At 52.2% G+C, this 21994-nt stretch carries 21 protein-coding genes and 1 pseudogene; 2 read left to right on the top strand and 20 right to left on the bottom strand.

Annotated elements, in window-relative coordinates; genetic code table 11:
• Positions 1-11 precede the first annotated feature (11 nt).
• The 6 genes from ACJJIV_RS17355 to ffh all read right to left on the bottom strand — a co-directional run bounded on the left by ACJJIV_RS17355 (position 12) and on the right by ffh (position 4696).
• The gene (locus ACJJIV_RS17355; RefSeq protein WP_252082637.1) at positions 12-764 is read right to left on the bottom strand and encodes a DsbC family protein; all 753 of its coding nucleotides are present in this window, start codon (positions 762-764) and stop codon (positions 12-14) included.
• 349 nt (positions 765-1113) lie between these two features.
• A complete protein-coding gene (gene rplS, locus ACJJIV_RS17350; protein WP_286037023.1) occupies positions 1114-1470 on the bottom strand; it encodes a 50S ribosomal protein L19 in 357 nt (118 codons plus the stop codon).
• 74 nt (positions 1471-1544) lie between these two features.
• The gene (gene trmD / locus ACJJIV_RS17345; RefSeq protein ID WP_444889746.1) at positions 1545-2309 is read right to left on the bottom strand and encodes a tRNA (guanosine(37)-N1)-methyltransferase TrmD; all 765 of its coding nucleotides are present in this window, start codon (positions 2307-2309) and stop codon (positions 1545-1547) included.
• A gap of 11 nt (positions 2310-2320) precedes the next feature.
• Positions 2321-2860 (bottom strand): ribosome maturation factor RimM, encoded by a 540-nt coding sequence (gene rimM / locus ACJJIV_RS17340; protein WP_444889745.1) that lies wholly within the window; start codon positions 2858-2860, stop codon positions 2321-2323.
• A gap of 22 nt (positions 2861-2882) precedes the next feature.
• The gene (gene rpsP, locus ACJJIV_RS17335) at positions 2883-3122 is read right to left on the bottom strand and encodes a 30S ribosomal protein S16 (protein ID WP_226648429.1); all 240 of its coding nucleotides are present in this window, start codon (positions 3120-3122) and stop codon (positions 2883-2885) included.
• A gap of 155 nt (positions 3123-3277) precedes the next feature.
• Positions 3278-4696, bottom strand: a complete 1419-nt coding sequence (gene ffh, locus ACJJIV_RS17330) for a signal recognition particle protein (protein WP_252082643.1) — start codon at positions 4694-4696, stop codon at positions 3278-3280.
• A gap of 205 nt (positions 4697-4901) precedes the next feature.
• Here ffh and ACJJIV_RS17325 point away from each other — a divergent pair, with 205 nt between their 5' ends.
• A complete protein-coding gene (locus ACJJIV_RS17325) occupies positions 4902-5702 on the top strand; it encodes a cytochrome C assembly family protein (protein WP_444889744.1) in 801 nt (266 codons plus the stop codon).
• A gap of 218 nt (positions 5703-5920) precedes the next feature.
• The gene (locus ACJJIV_RS17320; RefSeq protein WP_444889743.1) at positions 5921-7195 is read left to right on the top strand and encodes an HlyC/CorC family transporter; all 1275 of its coding nucleotides are present in this window, start codon (positions 5921-5923) and stop codon (positions 7193-7195) included.
• Between the two features lie 23 nt (positions 7196-7218).
• Here ACJJIV_RS17320 and rnhB read toward each other — a convergent pair whose 3' ends face one another.
• The 14 genes and pseudogenes from rnhB to pyrH form a co-directional block, all read right to left on the bottom strand.
• A complete protein-coding gene (gene rnhB, locus ACJJIV_RS17315) occupies positions 7219-7836 on the bottom strand; it encodes a ribonuclease HII (protein ID WP_444889742.1) in 618 nt (205 codons plus the stop codon).
• 16 nt (positions 7837-7852) lie between these two features.
• On the bottom strand, positions 7853-9001 hold the full coding sequence (gene lpxB / locus ACJJIV_RS17310; RefSeq protein ID WP_444889741.1) for a lipid-A-disaccharide synthase: 1149 nt from the start codon (positions 8999-9001) through the stop codon (positions 7853-7855).
• Positions 9002-9115: 114 nt separating this feature from the next.
• On the bottom strand, positions 9116-9895 hold the full coding sequence (gene lpxA / locus ACJJIV_RS17305) for an acyl-ACP--UDP-N-acetylglucosamine O-acyltransferase (protein WP_444884183.1): 780 nt from the start codon (positions 9893-9895) through the stop codon (positions 9116-9118).
• 115 nt (positions 9896-10010) lie between these two features.
• Positions 10011-10448, bottom strand: coding sequence for a 3-hydroxyacyl-ACP dehydratase FabZ (gene fabZ / locus ACJJIV_RS17300; RefSeq protein WP_252082651.1), 438 nt, complete (start codon positions 10446-10448; stop codon positions 10011-10013).
• Between the two features lie 85 nt (positions 10449-10533).
• Positions 10534-11589, bottom strand: a complete 1056-nt coding sequence (gene lpxD / locus ACJJIV_RS17295; RefSeq protein ID WP_444889740.1) for a UDP-3-O-(3-hydroxymyristoyl)glucosamine N-acyltransferase — start codon at positions 11587-11589, stop codon at positions 10534-10536.
• A gap of 12 nt (positions 11590-11601) precedes the next feature.
• Positions 11602-12117 (bottom strand): OmpH/Skp family outer membrane protein, encoded by a 516-nt coding sequence (locus ACJJIV_RS17290; RefSeq protein WP_444889739.1) that lies wholly within the window; start codon positions 12115-12117, stop codon positions 11602-11604.
• Positions 12118-12187: 70 nt separating this feature from the next.
• Positions 12188-14740 carry an outer membrane protein assembly factor BamA gene (bamA, locus tag ACJJIV_RS17285; RefSeq protein ID WP_444889738.1) on the bottom strand — a complete coding sequence of 851 codons (2553 nt, stop codon included), beginning with the start codon at positions 14738-14740 and terminating at the stop codon, positions 12188-12190.
• A 63-nt stretch (positions 14741-14803) separates the two neighbouring features.
• Positions 14804-16081 (bottom strand): annotated as a pseudogene (bamA, locus tag ACJJIV_RS17280) (outer membrane protein assembly factor BamA); the annotation flags it as partial.
• 112 nt (positions 16082-16193) lie between these two features.
• On the bottom strand, positions 16194-17549 hold the full coding sequence (gene rseP, locus ACJJIV_RS17275) for an RIP metalloprotease RseP (RefSeq protein WP_444889737.1): 1356 nt from the start codon (positions 17547-17549) through the stop codon (positions 16194-16196).
• Positions 17550-17607: 58 nt separating this feature from the next.
• Positions 17608-18792, bottom strand: coding sequence for a 1-deoxy-D-xylulose-5-phosphate reductoisomerase (gene ispC, locus ACJJIV_RS17270; protein ID WP_252082660.1), 1185 nt, complete (start codon positions 18790-18792; stop codon positions 17608-17610).
• Positions 18793-18900: 108 nt separating this feature from the next.
• On the bottom strand, positions 18901-19746 hold the full coding sequence (locus ACJJIV_RS17265; RefSeq protein WP_252082663.1) for a phosphatidate cytidylyltransferase: 846 nt from the start codon (positions 19744-19746) through the stop codon (positions 18901-18903).
• 126 nt (positions 19747-19872) lie between these two features.
• Positions 19873-20628 (bottom strand): polyprenyl diphosphate synthase, encoded by a 756-nt coding sequence (uppS, locus tag ACJJIV_RS17260; RefSeq protein ID WP_252082665.1) that lies wholly within the window; start codon positions 20626-20628, stop codon positions 19873-19875.
• Positions 20628-21185 (bottom strand): ribosome recycling factor, encoded by a 558-nt coding sequence (gene frr, locus ACJJIV_RS17255; RefSeq protein ID WP_252082666.1) that lies wholly within the window; start codon positions 21183-21185, stop codon positions 20628-20630. Before frr ends, uppS begins: the two co-directional genes overlap by 1 nt.
• The gene (pyrH, locus tag ACJJIV_RS17250; RefSeq protein WP_152452478.1) at positions 21182-21919 is read right to left on the bottom strand and encodes a UMP kinase; all 738 of its coding nucleotides are present in this window, start codon (positions 21917-21919) and stop codon (positions 21182-21184) included. The genes frr and pyrH overlap by 4 nt, the downstream gene beginning before the upstream one ends.
• Positions 21920-21994: the final 75 nt, after the last annotated feature.

The following is a 21994-nucleotide window of genomic DNA, read 5'->3' as shown; positions in this document are numbered from 1 at the left end:
TTCCGCTGATCTTAAATACCCAGCTCTTTAATTAGAGTGGCTGGAGGCAGATAACCGGGCACAACCCTGCCATCCTCCATCACAATAGTGGGCGTGCCGCGTACATCGATCACCTCGTTACCCAATTTATATTGGGCGGCAACCGGGTTGTTATTGCAGACCTGCAAAGGCACGTTTTCGCGGTTCTTCAATGCGGTGAGCGTTTTATTGGTGTCATCGGCACACCAGGCAGTAGCGAGCTTGCGATAACCCAGAGATTGCAGGCCGCCGCGCGGGAATGCCAAATATCTTACTTCGATCCCGCGCTTGTTCAGCTCAGGAACATCCTGGTGCAACTTGCGGCAATAGCCACAGTCGACATCGGTGAAAACATAGATACGCGCTTTGGTCTCGCCTTTGGGCGAGAAGACGATCATATCGTCGATGCTTTGGGTTTCCATCACCTTGGCCCGGCGAGTTGCTCGGCGCCCCTCAGAGAGGTTCGCAAAGCCTCCGCCAGTCTTAGCCTGGAACAGGTCCCCCAGAATAAAATGGTTGCCATCGGCTGAGACAAACAGAGTACTGCTACCACCGTCAAGCTCTACTTCGTAGAGCCCTTCAATCGGGGTCTCACGCACTTCACCATAAGTAGGCTTGGGGTTACTTGCCTCAAGGCGGGCCTTGATTGTCTTCGCAACGTTTGCGTCGACCTCTGCAAGGGCCGCTGGGCCAAGCAGACCGAGCAGCACTCCAGCGAGCGCCAGCGGCTTCTTGATAAGCATCATTACCGATTGCTCCTTAAATTCTCAATGAGGTTCGACTCAAACGTCGGCCTTCAGTTCCAGCCAGTATGGCAGCTATATGCCATTTCAGATCCACATGGCGCGTTTTAACATATTCAGGCACTGGACACTACGTACAAACTCCCAAGTTGTGCGCTGATCTAAAGGATACAGGGGTAGATAGCGTAGCTGTCGGGGACAAAGGGAGAAGCGTGAGGCCAGAAGTTCAAATGCACTTCCATGGCAATTCAGCCTTTCGGGCTTGGCACATGACTGGCCATAAAGGGAAGGCTACGGATACAAAAAAGCCGGAGAATAACCCCGGCTTTTCTGCGAGCTGTATGAGAGGTGCTTAGTTAAGCTTCTCTTTAATACGTGCGGCTTTACCAGTCAGGCTGCGCAGGTAGTAGAGTTTAGCCTGGCGTACGTCACCACGACGCTTAACCTTGATGCTGTCAACCAGCGGGCTGTGAGTCTGGAAAGTACGCTCAACACCAACACCGTGGGAGATTTTACGCACGGTAAAGGAGGAGTTCAGGCCGCGGTTGCGCTTGCCGATTACCACACCTTCGAACGCCTGCAGACGCTCGCGGTTACCTTCTTTTACTTTCACTTGAACGATTACAGTGTCGCCCGGCGCGAAGGGAGGTACTTCGCTCTTCAGCTGTTCCTGCTCCAGCTGCTGGATAATTTTGTTAGTCATTTGGATTTGCTCCCAAATAGAGTTTATGTAGCTTCTCAGCTAGTTCACCGAACTACTCCCGCCTCCCGGCGAATCCGGCATCAAGTTTTATCAGATTTCCGCTCCTGTTGAATTTCTTCCAACAGTTGCTTCTGCTCCTTGTTCAGCTCCAGCCCATCCAAAAGGTCGGGTCGACGCTGCTGTGTGCGCGCCAGTGCCTGCTTCAGGCGCCAGCGGCGTATTCTTTCGTGGTTGCCCGAGAGCAACACTTCCGGTACCGCCACACCCCGGTACTGTTCGGGCCGGGTATAGTGGGGACAGTCGAGCAGACCCGAGGAGAATGAATCCTCAACCGCCGACTGGTCGTGCCCTAGCGCGCCGGGAATCAGCCGTGTAATGGTATCCACCAACACCATAGCAGCCAGTTCACCACCACTTAGGACATAGTCACCAATGGACCACTCCTCGTCGATCAATGATTCGACGATACGCTCATCTACCCCTTCGTAACGCCCGGCCAGCAAAACCAGATTGCCAGCGTCAGAGAGGTTTTCGACCCCGCGCTGATCCAGTTGCTGTCCCTGCGGAGACAGGTAGATAGTGCGTACAGCTTCGCCCTCTTCCCCAGCCCAGGCGCGCGCGGCCTGCAGGGACTGATAAAGGGGTTCAGCCATCATCACCATTCCGGGACCACCGCCATAAGGGCGATCATCCACAGTGCGATGCTTGTCACTGGTGAAATCCCGAGGGTTCCAGCAGCGTACTTCCAACAGGCCATCTTTAACGGCCCGACCGCTGACACCATACTCGGTCAATGCAGCAAACATCTCCGGAAAAATGCTTACCAGAGCGATTTTTTTAGTCATCGCTCAGCGCCTTAAAAAGCTGGGTCCCAGTCGACGGTTATTTCACCGGCTTCCAGGTCAATATTGGTTATAAACTGATCCGGCAGATAGGGAATCAAGCGCTCGCGCTTATCCGCTCCACCGCGCACCACCATTACATCGTTGGCGCCAGTTTCCATCATGCGAGCGACGATACCAAAGTCGTGATCTTCGCCATCGAAATGGCTGACAACCTTTAATCCCTCGAGCTGGTGCCAGTAATACTCACCCCGCTCAAGCTCAGGCATCAGTTCACGAGCTACAGCTATATCGCGCTGGCAAAGTCGAGCCGCCAAATCGCGGTCATCAATGCCTTTCACATGTACTATTAAGCCCTTACCGTGACGCTTACCAGCGTCAATTTCGAGAGCTTCCCAACCTTTCGGCCCCTGCAAGCGCCAATTAGGGAACTGCAGGATGTTGTCCATCGGCTCGGTATAGGAGTGAACCTTGACCCAGCCGCGCACACCATAAACGGTAGTAACGCGCCCAACCGTGACCAACTCTTCGGAAGGTTTTCCGTTATCTGTCACAGGAGCACCACTTACGCGTAAATTAAGCAGATTCTTTCAGCAGCTTGCTGACGCGATCAGAAACCTGAGCTCCGTGACCCAGCCAGTAGTCAACACGCTCACGATCAATGCGCAGACGCTCTTCCTGGCCACGGGCAACCGGGTTGAAGAAGCCAACACGCTCAATGAATCGACCGTCGCGAGACTTGCGGCTGTCGGTTACGGTCAGGTGATAGAACGGGCGTTTTTTAGCACCGCCACGAGCCAAACGAATGGTTACCATGTAACTTTCCTGTATTTTTTAACACTTGGCGACAACAATAAGCTGTCACCCAAACATCTCTGCCGGCAGCTCACCCGGCTGAAAGGCGGCGTATTCTAATGTACCGCCAGAGATTTGTATAGCGATTCCTAGGGCCCTCAGAGCTCCGAAAACCCTTACTTTTTCTTGAATCCGGGGGGCAGGCCACCGGGCATACCGCCCATTCCACCGAGACCTCCGGGCAGACCACCACCCCCGGTCATTCCACCGAGGCCGCGCATCATCTTGCCCATGCCGCCGCCTTTGAGCTTCTTCATCATCTTGCCCATCTGCTTGTGCTGCTTGAGCAGGCGATTCAAGTCTTGTAGCTGGGTGCCGGAGCCGGCGACGATACGGCGCTTGCGCGAACCGTTAAGAAGGTCAGGATTGCGGCGTTCGGCCGGCGTCATGGAGGAAATCAGGGCGTCCATACGCTTAAATTCTTTACCCATGTCGGCCTGTTGTGCGGCCTGCGCCACACCACCCATGCCGGGCATTTTCTCCAACAGGGAGCCAAAGCCACCCATGTTTTGCATTTGCTGCAACTGGTCGCGCAGGTCTTCCAGATCGAAGCCTTTACCTTTCTGGACCTTCTTAACCAGCTTTTCGGCTTTCTCTTTATCGATCTTCTGCTCTGCTTCTTCAATCAGAGACAGAATGTCGCCCATACCCAGGATACGGGAGGCGATACGATCCGGGTGGAAGGTTTCCAGGGCGTCGGTCTTTTCACCAACACCGATAAACTTGATCGGCTTGCCAGTAACATGGCGCACAGAGAGTGCCGCACCACCGCGTGCATCACCATCTGCCTTAGTCAGAATAACCCCGGTCAGTGGCAGGGCCTCATTGAAGGCGCTGGCGGTATTTACCGCATCCTGACCGATCATTGCGTCGATAACAAACAGGGTTTCTGCGGGATCCAACTCACTGTGCAGCTCGCGGATTTCATCCATCAGCTGACTGTCGATATGCAGGCGACCCGCGGTATCGACAATCAGTACATCGGCAAATTGCTTGCGCGCCGCATCCACTGCACCCTTGGCAATATCCAGGGGCTTCTGATCAGGAGTTGAAGCATGGAACAGCGCGCCCACTTCACCTGCCAGAGTTTCCAGCTGCTTGATGGCCGCGGGGCGATACACGTCCGCACTCACCACCATAACTTTCTTCTTTTCCCGCTCCTGCAGGTATTTGGCTAGCTTGGCAACACTGGTGGTTTTACCGGCCCCCTGAAGGCCCGCCATCAAAATCACAGCGGGGGGCTGAACTGCAAGGTTGAGCGGCTCTGCAGCAGCACCCATCACCTTAACCAGCTCATCCTGAACAATCTTGACGAACTGCTGCCCCGGGTTCAGGGCCTTGCTAACCTTCTGCCCAACAGCGGCTGTGCGCACTTGCTGCACAAAGGCCTTCACGACAGGCAGAGCGACATCCGCCTCAAGCAGCGCTTTGCGCACTTCACGCAGAGTATCGCGGATATTGTCATCGGTCAGGCGGGCCTTGCCGGTGACTTTTTTTAGGGCCGCCGATAAGCGGTCACTCAGGTTATCGAACATAAATTCGTCTCGATTTCTCCGATTGCGGACAGGACCCCGGTGCGGAGGGCCGCGAAATTTTTTTGGGGAGTATCTCCAACTCCCACTCTGAGGCGCGGCAGTATAGCTCAGGTCCCGTCACAGCCGAAATATCACCAGATCTTCCCTGTTAAAGCGTGCTGTGACACACTCCTCCTCCACTGCTTAGAAGATACGGATCTAACCAATGGCGGCATTCGCCCACTGGACGGCCATCGCGCTATATATAGCTACCACCATTGTCGCGGCCAGGGCCCTTGCCCGCGCCCAACAGCCCAATCGTAAACTGCTCCTGGGCCTGCTCGCCGGAGCCCTGGCCACCCACGCAATATCCCTTGCGCAGACACTGTTTTCCTCAGCAGGCTATCGCTTTGATCTGCTAGCAATGCTGTCATTAATCACCTGGGTGGTGAACTTATTGCTGCTTATCCTAGCGGTGAATCGACCACTAACCCTGTTGATACTGATTTTTGCCCCGTTAGGAGCACTCACCGAACTGACCGCGTCCCACACCTGGGGAGGCGTTGCGCCACACCAACAGTTATCTTCTGGGATTGCCATACACGCGCTGCTATCAATCTCCGCCTACTCCCTACTTACTCTTGCAACCCTACAGGCCATCTACCTTTATTATCTGAACCAGCAGCTGCACAACCATCGGCCAGTGGGTGCCATGCGCCTGCTCCCCCCCCTGCAAAGCATGGAGTCATTACTCTTTGGGTTAATCGCTTTCGGCCAATTACTGTTAACTGCCTCCCTGATTACCGGATTTATCTTTGTGGGTAACCTTTTTGAGCAGGGCCCCCTACACAAGACAGTGCTCTCCCTGCTCGCCTGGGTGCTTTACAGTATTCTTCTTTGGGGGCATTGGCAGTGGGGTTGGCGCGGTAACACTGCCGTGCGTTGGACTCTGTGTGCCTTTGCCGCACTAATGCTGGCCTACTTTGGTAGCAAGTTGGTTATTGAGGTTATCCTTCAGCGCGGCTAAAAATACTAAAGAGGAGCCGTTTAAAGTCGATTATAAGCAAACGGCACTGACATTCGCTCGCAGGTGCCATTTTAGGCAGGAGACCGAACACCCCTTGATCTCCTCAACCGCCCCTATAGCCTTTACCAGGTTTATTTTGGATTATAAGTGACCGGATAACTTGCGGAGGTGGCCGTTCTGTTTCAATATCTCCGCTCAGAAATAAAAAGAGTTCTCCCTTGAACGAGATGCCCCCGGGTCTGCTGTTTAGCCTGCTTGCCCTGCTGATTGTGATATCGGCTTTCTTTTCCAGTTCCGAAACCAGCATGATGGCGCTGAACCGCTACCGCCTGCGCCACCAGGCCAAGAGCGGCCACCGCGGCGCCAAGCGGGCCATGGAACTGCTTGCCCGGCCGGACAAGCTGATCGGCGTTATCCTGATTGGCAATAATCTGGTCAATATCCTGGCCTCAGTGATTGCCGGTGCTGTCTTTACTCAACTGTACGGCGATGCCGGCCTCTTCTACGCTACCGGCGCTCTCACTATCGTTATTCTTATTTTTGCGGAAGTCACCCCAAAAACCATTGCCGCTCTTCACCCGGAGAGAGTGGCATTTCCTGCATCGCTAGTTTTACGCCCACTACAATGGCTTCTGACACCGTTTGTATTACTCGTCGGCAGCATATCCAATGGACTTGCGCGCCTGGTAGGCGTTGAAGCAACTGCTGGCAATGAGGCGGAACACCTAGCGCCCGAGGAACTTAGAACAGTGGTGTTCGAATCTGGCGCCCTGCTTCCCAGCAAGCACAAAGGCATGCTTCTCAATGTACTGGACCTGGATCAGGCCACAGTGGAAGACATTATGATCCCGCGCAACGAGGTCTTGGGAATCGACCTGGAAAACAGCGCCGATCAAATTCTCCAACAACTGGCAGAGAGTACTTACACCCGCCTGCCGGTATACCGGGGAGATATCAATCAGGTAGTGGGTATTTTGCACCTGCGTCGCGCGGCACAAATACTGCGAGACGGCCCAGACAAGCTCACAGCTGAACGCCTCAAGTCCTTTACCGGTGAACCTTACTTTGTTCCCGAGGCCACCCCACTACCCACCCTGCTAATGAACTTCCAGAAAACCAAGCGCCGCATGGGCTTGGTTGTGGATGAATATGGGGAGGTTATGGGGATAGTAACTCTAGAAGATCTACTGGAGGAAATTGTCGGCGACTTCACCGCGAGCCCAGTTCCCAGCGACGATGAGGAAATTGTCGCCATGGAAGGCGGCTGGTATATGATCGAGGGTGGAACCTCTATCCGGGATATCAACCGCACGCTAAATTGGGACCTGACCACCGACGGCCCAAAGACCTTCAACGGTCTCCTTATGGAGCATCTTGAAAGCATCCCAGATGGCAATATCAGTTTATTCATCCTCAATAATTACCAAGTGGAAATTGAAGAGGTGTCCGACAAAATGATTATTAGAGCCAGGATCAAAAAAATTGAGCGCTAGTCAAGCGCTCTACAACCTTGGTCTTAAGCAGTATTCTCTAAGAGTTTCCTTACCGGGGCAAAACTCACCCGATGCAAAGCGCTGGGACCCAATTCTTCCAGGGCCTGCATATGAGCTTTAGTGGGGTAACCTTTGTGGCCGGCCAGTCCATAACCTGGATAGCGTGCATCCAACTCCACCATCTCTCGATCACGGGTCACTTTGGCCAAAATTGAGGCCGCAGCAATGGCGGCAACACGACTATCCCCCTTAATCACAGTATCGCAGGCATAAGACCAGTCCGGTCTTTTATTACCATCTACTAACACAAACTCAGGCTGTAGTGGCAACTGCTCCACTGCACGGCGCATTGCCAATAAACTCGCCTGCAGAATATTGATCTGATCAATTTCTTCGACGGTCGCACGGGCAATAGAAAAACTCAGCGCACGCTCACAAATTTCCTCAAAGAGCGACTCTCGTTTTTTCTCACTAAGTTTTTTGGAGTCAGCCAGCCCCAAAATGGGCTCTGCTGGATCGAGAATTACTGCAGCCGCCACTACATCTCCAGCCAATGGGCCACGGCCAACTTCATCAACTCCAGCGAGAAGATCACCTTTATAAGGACAGATGTACGGAGGTAATTCTTTTTTAACACTCATGGTTTATAAAACCCGATTACTTCAAAAGAGCACAGATAGCATCGGCTGCCCGCTCAGAGGCATTTCGACGCAATTGCTGGTGAAGATCGTCAAATTCGCGCTGCAACTGATCACCCAGTAGTGGATCTTCAAAATAGCGCATCAACGCCGCTCCGAGATTCTCCGGGGTCGCATCACTCTGCAGGATTTCCGGCACCAGCTCCCTTTGTGCCAGCAAGTTGGGCAGAGAAACCCAGGGCGTGTGCAGCATACGAGAGACGATAGCGTAAGTAATTTTGCCCAGTTTATAGGCAACCACCATAGGCTTTTTCAGTAGCATAGTTTCTAACGTTGCCGTTCCTGAAGCAATTAACACAGCATCCGACACACTGAGCGCCTTGTGTGAATCTCCCTCTAATATCGTGACAGGCAGTTCCGGAAAATCCTTTAGCTGCTCCCGCAATTCGGCTAAACGCTGCTCATTTGCTGCCGGCAATACAAATTTGAGATCGGGATGGCGCTGGTAACACCAGCGAGCCGTCTGCAAAAATAACGGCCCAAGCAAACGCACTTCCCCACCTCGGCTACCCGGTAACAGCGCAATAACACGTTCATCAACTGTGAGACCCAGCTCTTTGCGCTCTGCAACATTGCTAACCTGCAGAGGAATATCATCCGCTAACGGATGCCCAACAAAAGTCACCGGCACATGGTTTTCACGATAAAAAGCAGCCTCAAAAGGCAGCAAGGTGAGCATATGGTCAATAGCACGAGCAATCTTTTTTATTCGCCCCTGCCGCCACGCCCACACTGAAGGGCTGACATAATGCACAGTGCGAACCCCTTCGCCCTTGAGGGACTCCTCCAAAGACAAGTTAAAATCTGGTGAGTCGATACCGATAAAAAGGTCCGGCGGATTTTCAGTGAAGTGCTCGCGCAGAGTGCGGCGAATTTTTAATAATTCTGGCAGTCGTTTTAGCGGCTCAACCAATCCCATCACCGAGAGGCGCTCCATTGGAAAAAGGGATTTCGCCCCCAAAGCCTGCATACGCGGACCGGCAATCCCTTCAAACTGAATTCCCGGGAGGCGCTTTTGCAGGGAGTCAATAAGACCTGCACCGAGGATATCTCCAGAGGCCTCACCGACAACAATACCAATACGAACCGGCTTATTATTTTCTGACACGCCTAACAATTCCCCCAGAGTGGAAATGGCTCAATTTTCATAGATACCGATTAAGATATGAAAAGACTAAATCAGGAAGTGCACAATAACAGCACTTCCCGCAAATGGTTGTGCTTAGCGGACAATTCCGCGAGAGGAGGTCTGCAGGGAATCAATCCAAGGCTGAATTACAGGGGACTGTTCACGCAGTTCCGTAAGGGCCTGGACAGCCTCTTGCAGAGTGAGGCCACGCCGGTAGACCGTTTTGTATGCCTTGTTGATTAGAGAGATATCCTCGCGGGAAAAACCTCTACGACGCAACCCCTCCGCATTAATAGTCTTGGCCTCTGCCGGATTCCCAGCCACCATCACATAAGCCGGCACATCTTTGCCGATCGCTGCGCCCATCCCTAGGAAAGCGTGCTCACCAATGGTGCAATGCTGATGTACAAGACTGTACCCGCTGAGGATTGCCCAATCTTTTACTATTACGTGGCCGGCGAGCCCCACATTATTAACGAGAATGGTGTGATTACCGACAACACTGTCATGACCAATATGGGCATAGGCCATAATCAGGTTATCACTGCCGATAGTGGTTTCCCCACGATCCTGCACAGTGCCCCGGTGGATGGTAACGCCCTCACGAATAACATTGTTATCGCCGATTACCAGGGTGGTCTGCTCGCCTTGATATTTTTTGTCCGGCGTATCTTGACCTATCGAGGCAAACTGGTAAATACGGTTATTTTTTCCGAGCTTAGTGGGCCCACTCAATACAACATGTGAAGCAATTTCACAGCCATCACCGAGTTCCACATCGGCGCCAACTATGGAATAGGCTCCGATACTCACCCCGGAACCGATAACCGCCGTCGGATCGATAATAGCTGTGGGGTGGATATTTGTCTGCATTCTGGAATCTACTCCTCAGGTAGCGACACTTCGGACACTACAACTTCAAATAAACAACAACTGGAAGAGTTATCAAAAGCACCTTAGCAGCCACGTCAAGTGACGAATAAGCGCTTTAAACCTGCTTCACCGCACACAGAAGATCTGCAGAGGCCGCAAGCTCACCATCGACACTGGCTTTACAGGAAAACTTCCAGATATTACGGCGCACTGAAACTGCTTCGGACATCAGGTCCAGCCTGTCCCCAGGGACCACCTGACGCTTAAAGCGCGCCTTGTCGACACCGCCAAACAGGTACAGGTAGCCATCCTCAGGCTTCTTGCCAAATGTTTTGAAGCCAAGAATTCCTGAAACCTGGGCCAGAGCCTCAACGATCATAACACCGGGGAAAATCGGCATCTGTGGAAAGTGACCGTTAAACAGCTCCTCATTAATAGAGATATTTTTATACCCCTTAATAAACTTCCCTTCCTCGAGTTCAACGACACGATCGACCAATAAAAACGGATAGCGATGTGGCAGGTACTCGCGAATCTCAGTTACATCCATCATTCCAAATGCCCCCAGAAACCACTTCGGGGCGTTAAACGCCCCGAAAACATCAAATCAAAATTGTTTTTCTTAAAGCAGCTGTGAGCTATTTATCCCGATCGAGGGACAGGGCTTTAAGTTGCTTCTCCAAATCTTTCACCCTTCGTGCCACCTTATCCAACTGCCCGAAACGCACCGCGTTGCGACGCCAGGACTGGCTATCGGCAAAGGGTAAAGCGCCGGAGTAAATTCCCGGCTTGTCGATGGATTTGGTCACAAAAGTATTAGCGGTAACTTGGCAGCCATCGGCAATGGTTACATGCCCGGCAATACGGGAGCTGCCACCCAAAGCACAGTGCTTACCGATTACTGCGCTGCCCGCAATTCCTGTGCATGCAGCAATGGCTGAGTAGTCACCAATCTGCACATTGTGCGCGATTTGGACCAAATTGTCGATCTTGACACCACGACCAATCACAGTGTCACCAAGTGCCCCACGATCCACACAAGTATTGGCGCCTATTTCAACCTCATCGCCAACCTGCACGCCACCCAGCTGGTAAATCTTAATCCATTCACGCTGATGCAGCGCAAAACCAAAGCCGTCTGCACCAATAACCGCGTGACTGTGGATGATAACATCGCGCCCGACCTGACAACCGTGATGCAGTATTGCACCCGCATAAAGGCAGCTCCCTTCTCCAAGGGTACTGCCCTCTCCCACAAAGCAGTTGGCGCCAACCGATGCCCGAGGTCCAATTTTCGCAAACGCCTCTATCACCGCACCAGCTGCAATAGAGGCACTAGAGGCCACTTCTGCGTCCGGATGAACTACAGCGCTCGGGTGAATACCCGCCTCAATCGTTGGAGCCGTATTGAACAAAGCACTCGCCCTGGCAAAAGCCAAGTAAGGGTTATCCACACAAAGTACGCTAACAGGTGTCTCCTCAACAAACTCGGCAGTCACCAATACAGCGCCCGCTGACGTGGTCTTGAGGAAGCGGCGATAATTAGGGTTTGCCAGGAAGGTCAACTGCTCGGGCCCAGCATCTTGCAAAGTGCTAAGACCAGAAATTACATAGTCTGCGTCTACCCCGGGGGCCAGACGCAGCTCAGCACCCAGAGCATTCGCAAGCTGGGTTAACGACAAATTGTCACTCATACAGGCTATCGATTACTTATCAGCATTCATACGCTTTACGACAGCCTCAGTCAGATTGACCGAAGGATTTGCAAAGTAAGCGGTAGAAGCATCCAACACTAAGTCCAGGTTTTGCTCTTTAATGATCGCTTCCAGCGCTGTTTTAGCCTTGGGCCCCAGAGAAGTTTGAATTTCCTGGCCTACCTGAGCCTCCATTGCGCGCAGTTTTTTAACGGTAGTTTCAAAGTCTGAACGCTTGAAGTTCATCTTACGCTGATATTCTGTTTTCTGCTCATCGGACCAGGTAACGCTATTTTTCTGCGCATCTTCTGCCATTTTTTGTAGTTCTGAACGAATAGACTCGGCGCTACTTTGCAGCTTGGAGTACTCGGAACTGGTCTTCAATGAATTGACCTTGGTCTTGGCCACATCGGTGCTCATAATCGCAGCCTGCAGGTTAAATACCGCAACCTTGGTCTGCGCCAGCGCGGCGCCAGACAGGGTTATACCAGCCAGCAGGATTGCGAAAATCTTTACATTCTTAAGCACTTTAGTCTCTCCAATTGGTTTTATTTTTTATGCGCAGCAGCTGCACTCAATCCATTTATATTCGATAAAGTTAAAAGCTATTACCCAGGGTAAACTGGAACACTTCCGTCTCATCATCCTCGTTTTCCTTCAAGGCTTTAGCCAAACTGAAAGTCAATGGTCCAAAACCGGTAACCCATGTCAAGCCAATGCCCGCGGAAACATTCATTTTACCGAAGTCCACATCGTAACAGTTGATCTGGGTTTCATCACAACTGGTATCAAAGACGTTACCCGCATCAACAAAGAAGGCAGACTGCAGAGAACGCTGATCTTTGATAAACGGCAGCGGGAAAATAACCTCGGCACTACCTTCTACTAAGATATTGCCACCAAAGGGGTCGGCATCCCCATTCTGACGGATATCCAGGTTTCCATTTTCATCGGTCTGATAACAGTACTCCGTGATGATCTCACCATTAGTCGCACAGGGGAGACGAGTATAAAACTCGGCCGGAGTTGAACGGGGGCCCAGTGTATTTCGCTTGAAACCGCGCACAGAGCCAAAACCACCGGCATAGAAATTTTCAAAGAAAGGCAGTTGATCGAGATCGCCGTAGCCATCCCCGTAACCCAGGCGCGTACGCAGACGTAGCGTCAAACTCTTCGTTAGGGGGCGGAAATACTGACCAGTATAAATAAATTTGTAGTATTCAAGATCACTGCCGGGCACGGTAAATTCCGCGGAGAAATTCTGGGATGCCCCGCGAGTCGCTAATATACCGCGGTTCAAAGTGGAGCGGGCATAAGAAGCTGTCAAAGCCAAGTTATTAAACGCATCACCGTAACGATCGATAAAACCATCTGCTGAAGTATTAAACTGATTCTGATCAATCATCATTGCAAGATCATTGGCCACTCCATCATTGAGATCTGCAACAATCGTCTCAGCATTAGTGAGCGTCACCCCCTCACGAGAGGTGTCATCCAAAAGAGATGGGCTGGATTGGATTTCCTGCACAGAACCACTCGAGGCTGAGAGCTCCAAATGACTGAAATTAACATTCAGTCCCACACGGGAAATTTCTGAAACCGGGTAGCCGAAGCTAACACCACCACCATAACTAGTCGTGTTGTAGTCCGACAGGTTGACCTCAGAGTAGTCATTTTCCCTATAAAAAACGTTAAACCCGCGGCTCACACCGTCAGGCGTAAAGTAAGGGTCAAGATAGGAAAAGTTCAGTGCAGTCTGGTAGGTAGACACGTTTAAACCTATACCTACCTGCTTGCCGGTACCCAGCCAGTTATTTTCCTGGATATTACCGCCGAGCACCAAGCCGCTACTCTGTGCCCAGCCGATAGTGCCACCAATAGAGCCTGAAGGTTGCTCCTCTACGGTATATTCCACATCGATCTGGTCGGAAGTACCAGGCACCTCTGCAGTTTCTACTTCCACTTCTTTAAAGTAACCGAGGCGTTCCAGGCGCACCTTGGATTGCTCAATTCTTGCGGAGGAGGCCGAGGCAGATTCCATCTGACGCATTTCACGGCGCAACACCTCATCGGCAGTACGAGTGTTACCACGGAAATTGATTCGGCGCACATAGGCGCGCTTACCTGGGTTGATAAAGAAGGTAATTTTTACCGTATTCTCTTCTTTATTGGGTTCGGGAATGCCATTCACCTCAGCAAAGGTATAACCTTCATTGCCCAGACGCTTAGTAATATAGTCAGACGTGGTGGTCATCCGAATCTGGGAGAAAGTCTGCCCTTCACGCACCAACAGTAAGCGCTTGATTTCCTCTTCCGAAACCACCGGGTCGCCGGCGAGATCCACCTCACTGACGGTGTAAACATTCCCCTCTCTCACATTGACTGTGATAAAAACACTCTGCTTGTCTGGGCTCAGGGAAACCTGAGTGGATTCTATTTGAAAATCCAGATAGCCGCGGTCGAGATAGTAAGACTCTAGGCGCTCCAAGTCACCAGTGAGTTTCTCACGGGAATATTTGTCATCGCTGCGCAGCCAGGACAACCAACCTGTGGTCTGCAGCTCGAAAATTTCTGCCAATTCTTCGTCGGAAAATGCCTCGTTACCCACAACATTGATGTGCTTGATAGCCGCAACCGAGCCCTCGTCGACGATAACCCGCAACTCGACCTGATTGCGTGGCAATTCTTTCACTTCGGTCTTAACACTTGCACCATAGCGCCCCTGTGCCACATATTGGCGCTCAAGCTCCTGGGCGAGCCCCTCCAGGGTTGCACGTTTAAAGATCTGCCCCTCGGATAAACCGTTATCCTTCATACCCTTGAGCAAATCTTCGGTGGCGATGGCCTTATTGCCGCTGATCTCAATCTTGGAAATTGCTGGACGCTCGCGAACAGTGACCACCAGAACACCATTTTCACGGCCGATTTGGATATCTTCAAAGTAGCCGGTGCGGAACAGTGCCCGGGTAGCGCTCTGGATTTCCACGGATTCAATTTCATCACCCACTCGCACGGGAAGGGCAGAGAAGACTGTACCGGCAGAGACGCGTTGCAATCCTTCCACGCGGATATCATTGACCACGAACGACTGCGCTATTGCACTTAAAGGCAACATCAGGCCGAGGGAGGCCGCTTTGAGGAAATCTTTCATCTACTAATTCCGAGTGTTTTTATTCGCAATCCAGGAGTTACAGCGCTTTATTCAGCGCCCAGCTCCCCCGGAACCTGAGGGTTGCCCCTCTACCTTGTAATCGACATCAACCCGTTCTGAGTTCCCGGGTACCTTGACCGTTTCAACTTTCACCACCTTCAAGTAACCAAGTCGCTCAAGGCGAACTTTAGATTGCTCAATAAGAGCCGAAGAAGCTAAAGCGGACTCCATTTGGCGCAACTCTCGCCGCAAGACTTCATCTGCCGTGCGAGTGTTTCCACGAAAAGTAATACGCCTAACGTAGGTGCGCTTGCCTGGGTCAATAAAGAAAGTGATTTTTACCGTGTTCTCTTCTTTATTGGCTTCTGGAATACCATTTACTTCGGCAAAAGCGTAACCCTTGTTGCCCAAACGCTTGGAAATATAGTCTGAAGTCGTTGTCATCCTGACCTGGGAGAACGTCTGCCCTTCACGCACTAGCAGCAAGCGCTTAATTTCTTCCTCTGGAACGACTGGGTCTCCAGCAAGTTCTACTTCACTAACAGTGTAAACATCACCCTCAATCACGTTAACAGTGATGAAAACACTCTTCTTGTCCGGCCCAAGAGATACTTGGGTAGAGTCAATCTGGAAGTCGAGATATCCGCGATCGAGATAATAAGATTCAAGACGCTCCAGGTCACCAGTGAGCTTCTCACGGGAGTACTTATCATCACTGCGCAACCAAGAGAGCCAGCCAGTGGTTTTAAGCTCAAAAATTTCTCCGAGCTCTTGATCTGAAAAGACGCGATTCCCTACGATGTTGATATGTTTAATCGCAGCAACGGTCCCTTCCTCGACAATAACCTTCAATTCAACCTGATTGCGTGGTAACTCTTTAACTTCTGCTTGGACGCTAGCGCCATAGCGCCCCTGTGCCACATACTGGCGCTCAAACTCCCGGGTCAACCCTTTGAGGGTCGAGCGCTTTAAAATCTGTCCCTCGGCCAGACCGTAATCCTTCAGCGCCTTTAGCAGATCTTCCGAGGCAATCGCCTTGTTTCCTGATATATCTATCTTAGATATGGCTGGCCGCTCTCTCACGTTAACAACTAAAACGCTACTTTCACGACCGATCTGAATATCCTCAAAATAACCGGTTTGAAACAGTTCTCGGGTCGCCCCCTGAATATCCGCAAGCTCAATTTCATCGCCAACACGCACCGGAAGAGCTGAAAAAACGGTGCCTGCAGAAACACGCTGCAAACCTTCTACACGAATATCGCTGAGAACGAATGACTGAGCTAAAGCGCTGAGAGGCAGCACCAAGCCCAGGGGTATCGCTAACAGCCAATATTTCATACTAATTCCGAACCGCTTCTGATAAGAGCAGAGGTTCCCAAGGTAACCGGCACCGCGCTCACTCTAAAAATCTATTCACTCCAAACGCCATAGGAAAATGCACTCCAGGAGGCTACAAACGTAAAATATCGTTATAAAGCGCCAACCCCATAATACAAAGCACTAAGGCCATACCTACTTGTAAACCGATCACCTGCACTCTCTCAGACACAGGAGAACCCTTGACCGCCTCAATACCGTAGTAGAGAAGGTGACCACCATCGAGTACCGGAATGGGTAACAGATTGAGTACACCGAGACTGATACTAAGCAGAGCTAAAAGCGACAGGAAAGACTGCCACCCCCTCTCTGCGGAAGTACCCGCCACTTTAGCAATGGTGATGGGGCCACTCAAGTTTTTGGTCGAAAGTTGACCAAAAATCAATTTCTTCAAGCTGTTCAGAGTGAACAGTGTTTTGTCCCAAGTCTCTTGCACCCCCTGAGAAAGAGCGCCAGCTACACCGTAGTGGAAAACTCGTACGCGATCCTCGGGCCAGCGCTCGGTGACAGGCTGTACGCCGATCTGGCCGACACGCTCACCACTGTCGAGCGTCACCTGCGCCGGCGTAACCGGCAGGGTCAACCGCTGCCCCTGTCGTTCAACTTCCACCTGAAGGGGTTCACCTGCATGAGCGCGCACATACTGGCTCCACTCTTCCCAACCGGAAAAAACTCGCCCGTCGGTAGCCACAATCTTATCGCCCGCACGCAGCCCCGCTGCACTGGCAGCGCTACCCTCCACAACCTTATGCAACGTCATACTAATGGGCGGCGTCCAGAGACCGAGACCAATCTCCCCCAATGGATCAGGGACTTCCTGCCCTGCGAGCCAACGGTCGATATCAGCCGCCATATGATATTCGAGGTTAGAGTCCGGGTAGCGCACTGAGAATTCTATAGAGCCACTATCCCCCAAACGGTTAGCCAAACGCCAGTTGAGGGCTTGCCAAGTGGGTGTGGCTTCGCCATCCACCGCGATAATTTCCTGCCCGGACTCCAATCCCGCAGCTTCAGCAATACTTCCAGGTTTGACGGAATCTACGACAGGCACCGGACCCGCCGTGCCCCCCATAAAGACAATCCAAAACAGTACAATTGCCAACAGGAAGTTAGCTGCGGGACCCGCTGCAGCAATCGCTATACGCGCCCAAACACTCTTTCGGTTAAATGCCTGATTCAGCTCGTGAGCGGCGACAGGTCCCTCCCGCTCATCTAGCATTTTGACATAGCCACCAAGGGGAATTGCTGAGATAGCAAACTCAGTGCCGTGCCGGTCATAGCGAGAGAAAAGGCGGCGGCCAAAGCCGACAGAAAAACGCAGCACCTTGACCCCACAGAGCCGTGCTACGAGAAAGTGTCCAAACTCGTGGAAGGAAACCAGTATACCGAGGGCTACCAAGGCCCAGATTACCGTCTGAATCAGATCCATACTCAGTTACAGTCTCTTTTCATGCGCAAACACCGGCATTATATGCCCAGCAGCAAAATTAAAGGGCCCCAACAGCTTGTTGGGCCAGCTCCCGCGCATTGAGATCAATGGCTTCGACTACGTCCAGCCCTGTCAGTTCAACGGTGGGAGTGCTATTCATTACTTTTTCTATAGCCGCAGCAATACTAGTAAATGCCAACCGTCCTTGTAAAAACGCCTCTACAGCCACCTCATTGGCCGCATTCAATACCGTGGGAGCACTGCCGCCGGCATTCATAGCTTCGCGTGCCAGACGCAGACAGGGGAATCGCTGATAATTTGGCGCTTCAAAATCCAGGCGGCCCTGCGCTATCAGGTCGAGTGCAGGAACTCCAGCATCTATGCGGGTGGGAAAGGCCAGTGCGTGAGCGATGGGGGTGCGCATATCTGGATTACCCATCTGTGCCAACAGGGAGCCATCCCGATATTGCACCATGGAATGCACAATACTCTGTGGGTGCACGACCACTTCTATTTGCTCTGGGCTGGCGCTGAACAAATAACAGGCCTCAATAAACTCCAACCCCTTATTCATCATGGTGGCCGAATCTACTGAAATTTTCCGTCCCATCGACCAATTGGGGTGTGCGCAAGCTTCCTCGGGGGTCACTCGATGTAAATCACCGGCTAGGCGTGTGCGGAAAGGGCCGCCGGAACCGGTTAGCAAGATTTTTTCCACTCCCGCCCCCTCCAAGCTGCCAAACGGCTGGGGCAGGCACTGGAAAATGGCATTGTGCTCGCTGTCAATTGGCAGCAATTGGGCACCTCCTGCACGCAAAGCTTGCAGGAAAACTGGGCCGGCCATCACCAGAGCCTCTTTATTCGCAAGCAACACTTTCTTCCCAGCTTCAACTGCTGCTAGAGTTGGACGCAGCCCAGCTGCACCGACAATTGCTGCCATAACCACATCCACTTCATTCGCAGAGGCAACCTGGCATAGCCCTTCCAAACCCCAAAGGACTTCAGTAGAAACTCCCTCCCCCAGCATGCTGCGCAATTGATCGGCCCCCTCTTCACCAGCCACCACCGCAAAGCGAGGGTTATATTGACGACACTGCTGGGCCAGCTCAGCGATACGCTCGCGGGCTGTCAGAGCATAGATGGTATAGCGCTGGGGGTGGCGGGCAAGCACATCGAGAGTGCTTACACCAATAGAGCCCGTAGAACCTAGGACAGTGACGACTTGTGGAGATTGCCTTTGCATAAGTGCTCGACTTACCTACGAAACTTCTTGTACCTCGACCAAAGCACCGACAGACAATGGCGGCGCTGGTCACAAGCACTGGATATAAATTGAAGTGTGGCGTACCCGTTATAAGTACTTAGGCAGCTCACTAGCGAGGGCCGCCATGGTGAAAACCGGTAAAGCCGCAGTGAGACTATCCAGCCGATCCATAACACCGCCATGCCCTGGCAGAATATGACTACTGTCTTTGATACCCCGGTGCCGCTTGAACATACTCTCCAGCAGGTCGCCAATGACTGAGGCAAGCGCAGTTACCAGTACACCGAAAGAGAACAGCACAGTATTTTTCAGAGGAAGATCAAACAGGTAGGAAGTAACCAGTGCGAGTATCAAGCAGGCTCCCAAACCGCCAAAAAAACCCTCCCAGGATTTGCCGGGACTCACTTCGCGGGCCAACTTGCGCTTTCCGAACTTGCGCCCGACAAAATAAGCGCCCACATCGGCAGCGACAACAATAGCGACGACATACAATACCAGCCAGGCCCCGTGATCGAGCCCACGCAAAACCACCAGCGACAACCAGCTGGGCACCAGAACCACTAGCCCAATCAGTCCACGTACCCAACGATTGCCCCACAGCGAGGCACTGGCGGGGTAGCTCTGGACCCAGTGAAAAGCAAGCGCCCACCAACCGCAGGCTACTGCCAGGATTTGACGGGCCCGATCAATATCCGGGGATCCGAAATCCATGGAAAAAACATATTCCGCGGTGAATACCAGGGTTCCGCCCAGTGCGGCGAGAAAGACAAAACGCAGTGCGCGATTGAGGTTGGAAAGATTGGCCCACTCCCAACCACCGAGCAAAATCACGGCTACGAAAATCAGTGTGTACCATTGAATTGGTAGCAGGAACAAAACTCCAGCGAAAAGTACCAGCAATACCAGCGCAGTAATTATTCTTTGTTTAAGCACCGAAAACCCCTTTCATCTGGACCTACACTCAGCCTACTATCGCACAGCAAGCCTGAACGCCCCGGTGTAATATTCCTAAAAATTATTCGCGGAAAAAAAATGGCCGCGCATTTGGCCCGATCCCTGTCAGGCCTGCACAGCCGTGCCATCACCTTCAGCGCGCCCACCGAATCGCCGGTCGCGCTGTTGAAATGCTTTTATCGCCTCATCAAGGGCGCTTTCATCAAAATCCGGCCAGAGCGTATCGGTAAAAAATAACTCGCTATAGGCGGCCTGCCAGAGAATAAAGTTACTTATACGCTGCTCGCCACTGGATCTTATCAATAGATCCACCGATGGCAAATCCGCGAGCTGTATATGGCTTTCAACCGCATCCTCATCAATGGAGTCGAGGGACCGCTGGCCATTGACCACCTCTTCGGCAAGCTGCTTTGCCGCCTGGGCAATATCCCAGCGACCGCCATAGTCCGCAGCAATAACCAGGTCGCCCTGAGTACAGCCCCGGGTAATCTCTTCCGCTTCCACAATGGCGCGCTGCAAGCGAGGCGAAAAACGATCCCTGCGCCCTACCACTCTCAGGCGCACACCTTCATCACGCATACGCCTAGCTTCTTTGCGCAGATAGGAGTGAAACAGCGTCATTAGCAGCTCCACTTCCTTAGGAGGGCGCTGCCAATTTTCGCTAGAAAAAGCGAACAATGTCAGCACCTCTACACCGCGACTCCTACACGCAGACAGGAGATCGCGTATGCGCTCAACTCCAGCCTTGTGCCCAGCCGAGGGCGAGAGCCCTCTGCGGGCGGCCCAGCGCCCATTACCATCCATAATAATGGCGATATGTCGGGGGACCGGGGAGCTCAAGCTGGTACCACTATTACCCATTAAATTTCCATCAGATCTTTTTCTTTAGCTGCGAGCGCCTTATCGACATCCGCTACAAACTGATCTGTAATTTTCTGAACATCATCACCTGCACGACGCTCATCGTCCTCGGAGATCTCCTTGTCCTTGACCAAAGATTTCACCTCAGCAAGCGCATCGCGACGAATATTTCGGATAGACACACGCGCAGTCTCAGCCTCACCGCGAGCCTGACGAATAAAGTTCTTGCGAGTCTCTTCGGTCAGCATAGGCATCGGTATACGAATAACCGCACCCGCTGTGCTTGGGTTGAGGCCCAGATCCGATTTCATAATCGCCTTTTCGATGTCTGGAACCAGGTTTTTCTCCCAAGGAGTCACCGATAAGGTGCGCGCATCCTCAACTGTGACATTGGCAACCTGAGATAGTGGAGTATCTGAACCGTAATAGGAAACATGAATACCGTCGAGAATACTCGGATGCGCACGGCCGGTGCGAATTTTATTGAAATTATTGGCCAGTGCGTCGAGCGCCTTGCTCATGCGAGTCTTAGCGTCTTTTTTGATATCTTCAATCACGATTTCACTTCCTCTTCGATTAGCGTGCCTTCCTCGCCGCCCACGACAATATTGAGCAGCGCACCGGTTTTATCCATACGGAACACCCGAACGGGCATATTGTGCTCGCGGCAGAGACAGATCGCAGTCAAATCCATCACGCCAAGTTTTTTATCGAGCACTTCGTCATAAGTCAGCTGGTCATAGCGGGTTGCGGTAGGGTCCAGTACCGGATCAGCCGAGTAAACACCGTCTACCTTGGTGGCTTTTAGCACCAACTCAGCCTCAATTTCAATACCGCGCAGGCAGGCTGCAGAATCTGTGGTAAAAAATGGGTTGCCGGTACCCGCGGCAAAAATCAGTACCTCACCGCGCTCCAAGTAGCGAATGGCCGCGCGGCGGTCATAGTGGTCCACAATTCCGCTCATCTGAATAGAGGACATTACCCGCGAGGAGATATTGGACCTTTCCAGTGCATCTCGCAGGGCCAAGGCATTCATTACCGTAGCCAGCATTCCCATATGATCGCCGGTCACGCGATCGAGTCCGGCTGCACTCAGGGCCGCGCCGCGAAACAAGTTGCCGCCGCCCACAACTAATCCAACCTGAACGCCGATACCTACCAGCTGGCCAATCTCCAGGGCCATTTTGTCCAGCACTTTAGGGCTGATACCAAAACCCTGATCACCCATCAGCTCTTCGCCGCTGAGTTTCAACAGAATTCTTTTATATTTGCGGTCTTTAATACCGGGCATTCTTCGGTCCTCTCAAATGTACCTGTTTAGTGGCCAAGTATTGCCGCCGAACATTACAACACTTTCAGTCATTTA

This window comes from Microbulbifer mixtoriginis (SeqCode) (genome assembly GCF_052466765.1).
Note: the sequence above shows the minus strand (reverse complement) of the source record. Positions and strands in the feature narration are given on the sequence as shown.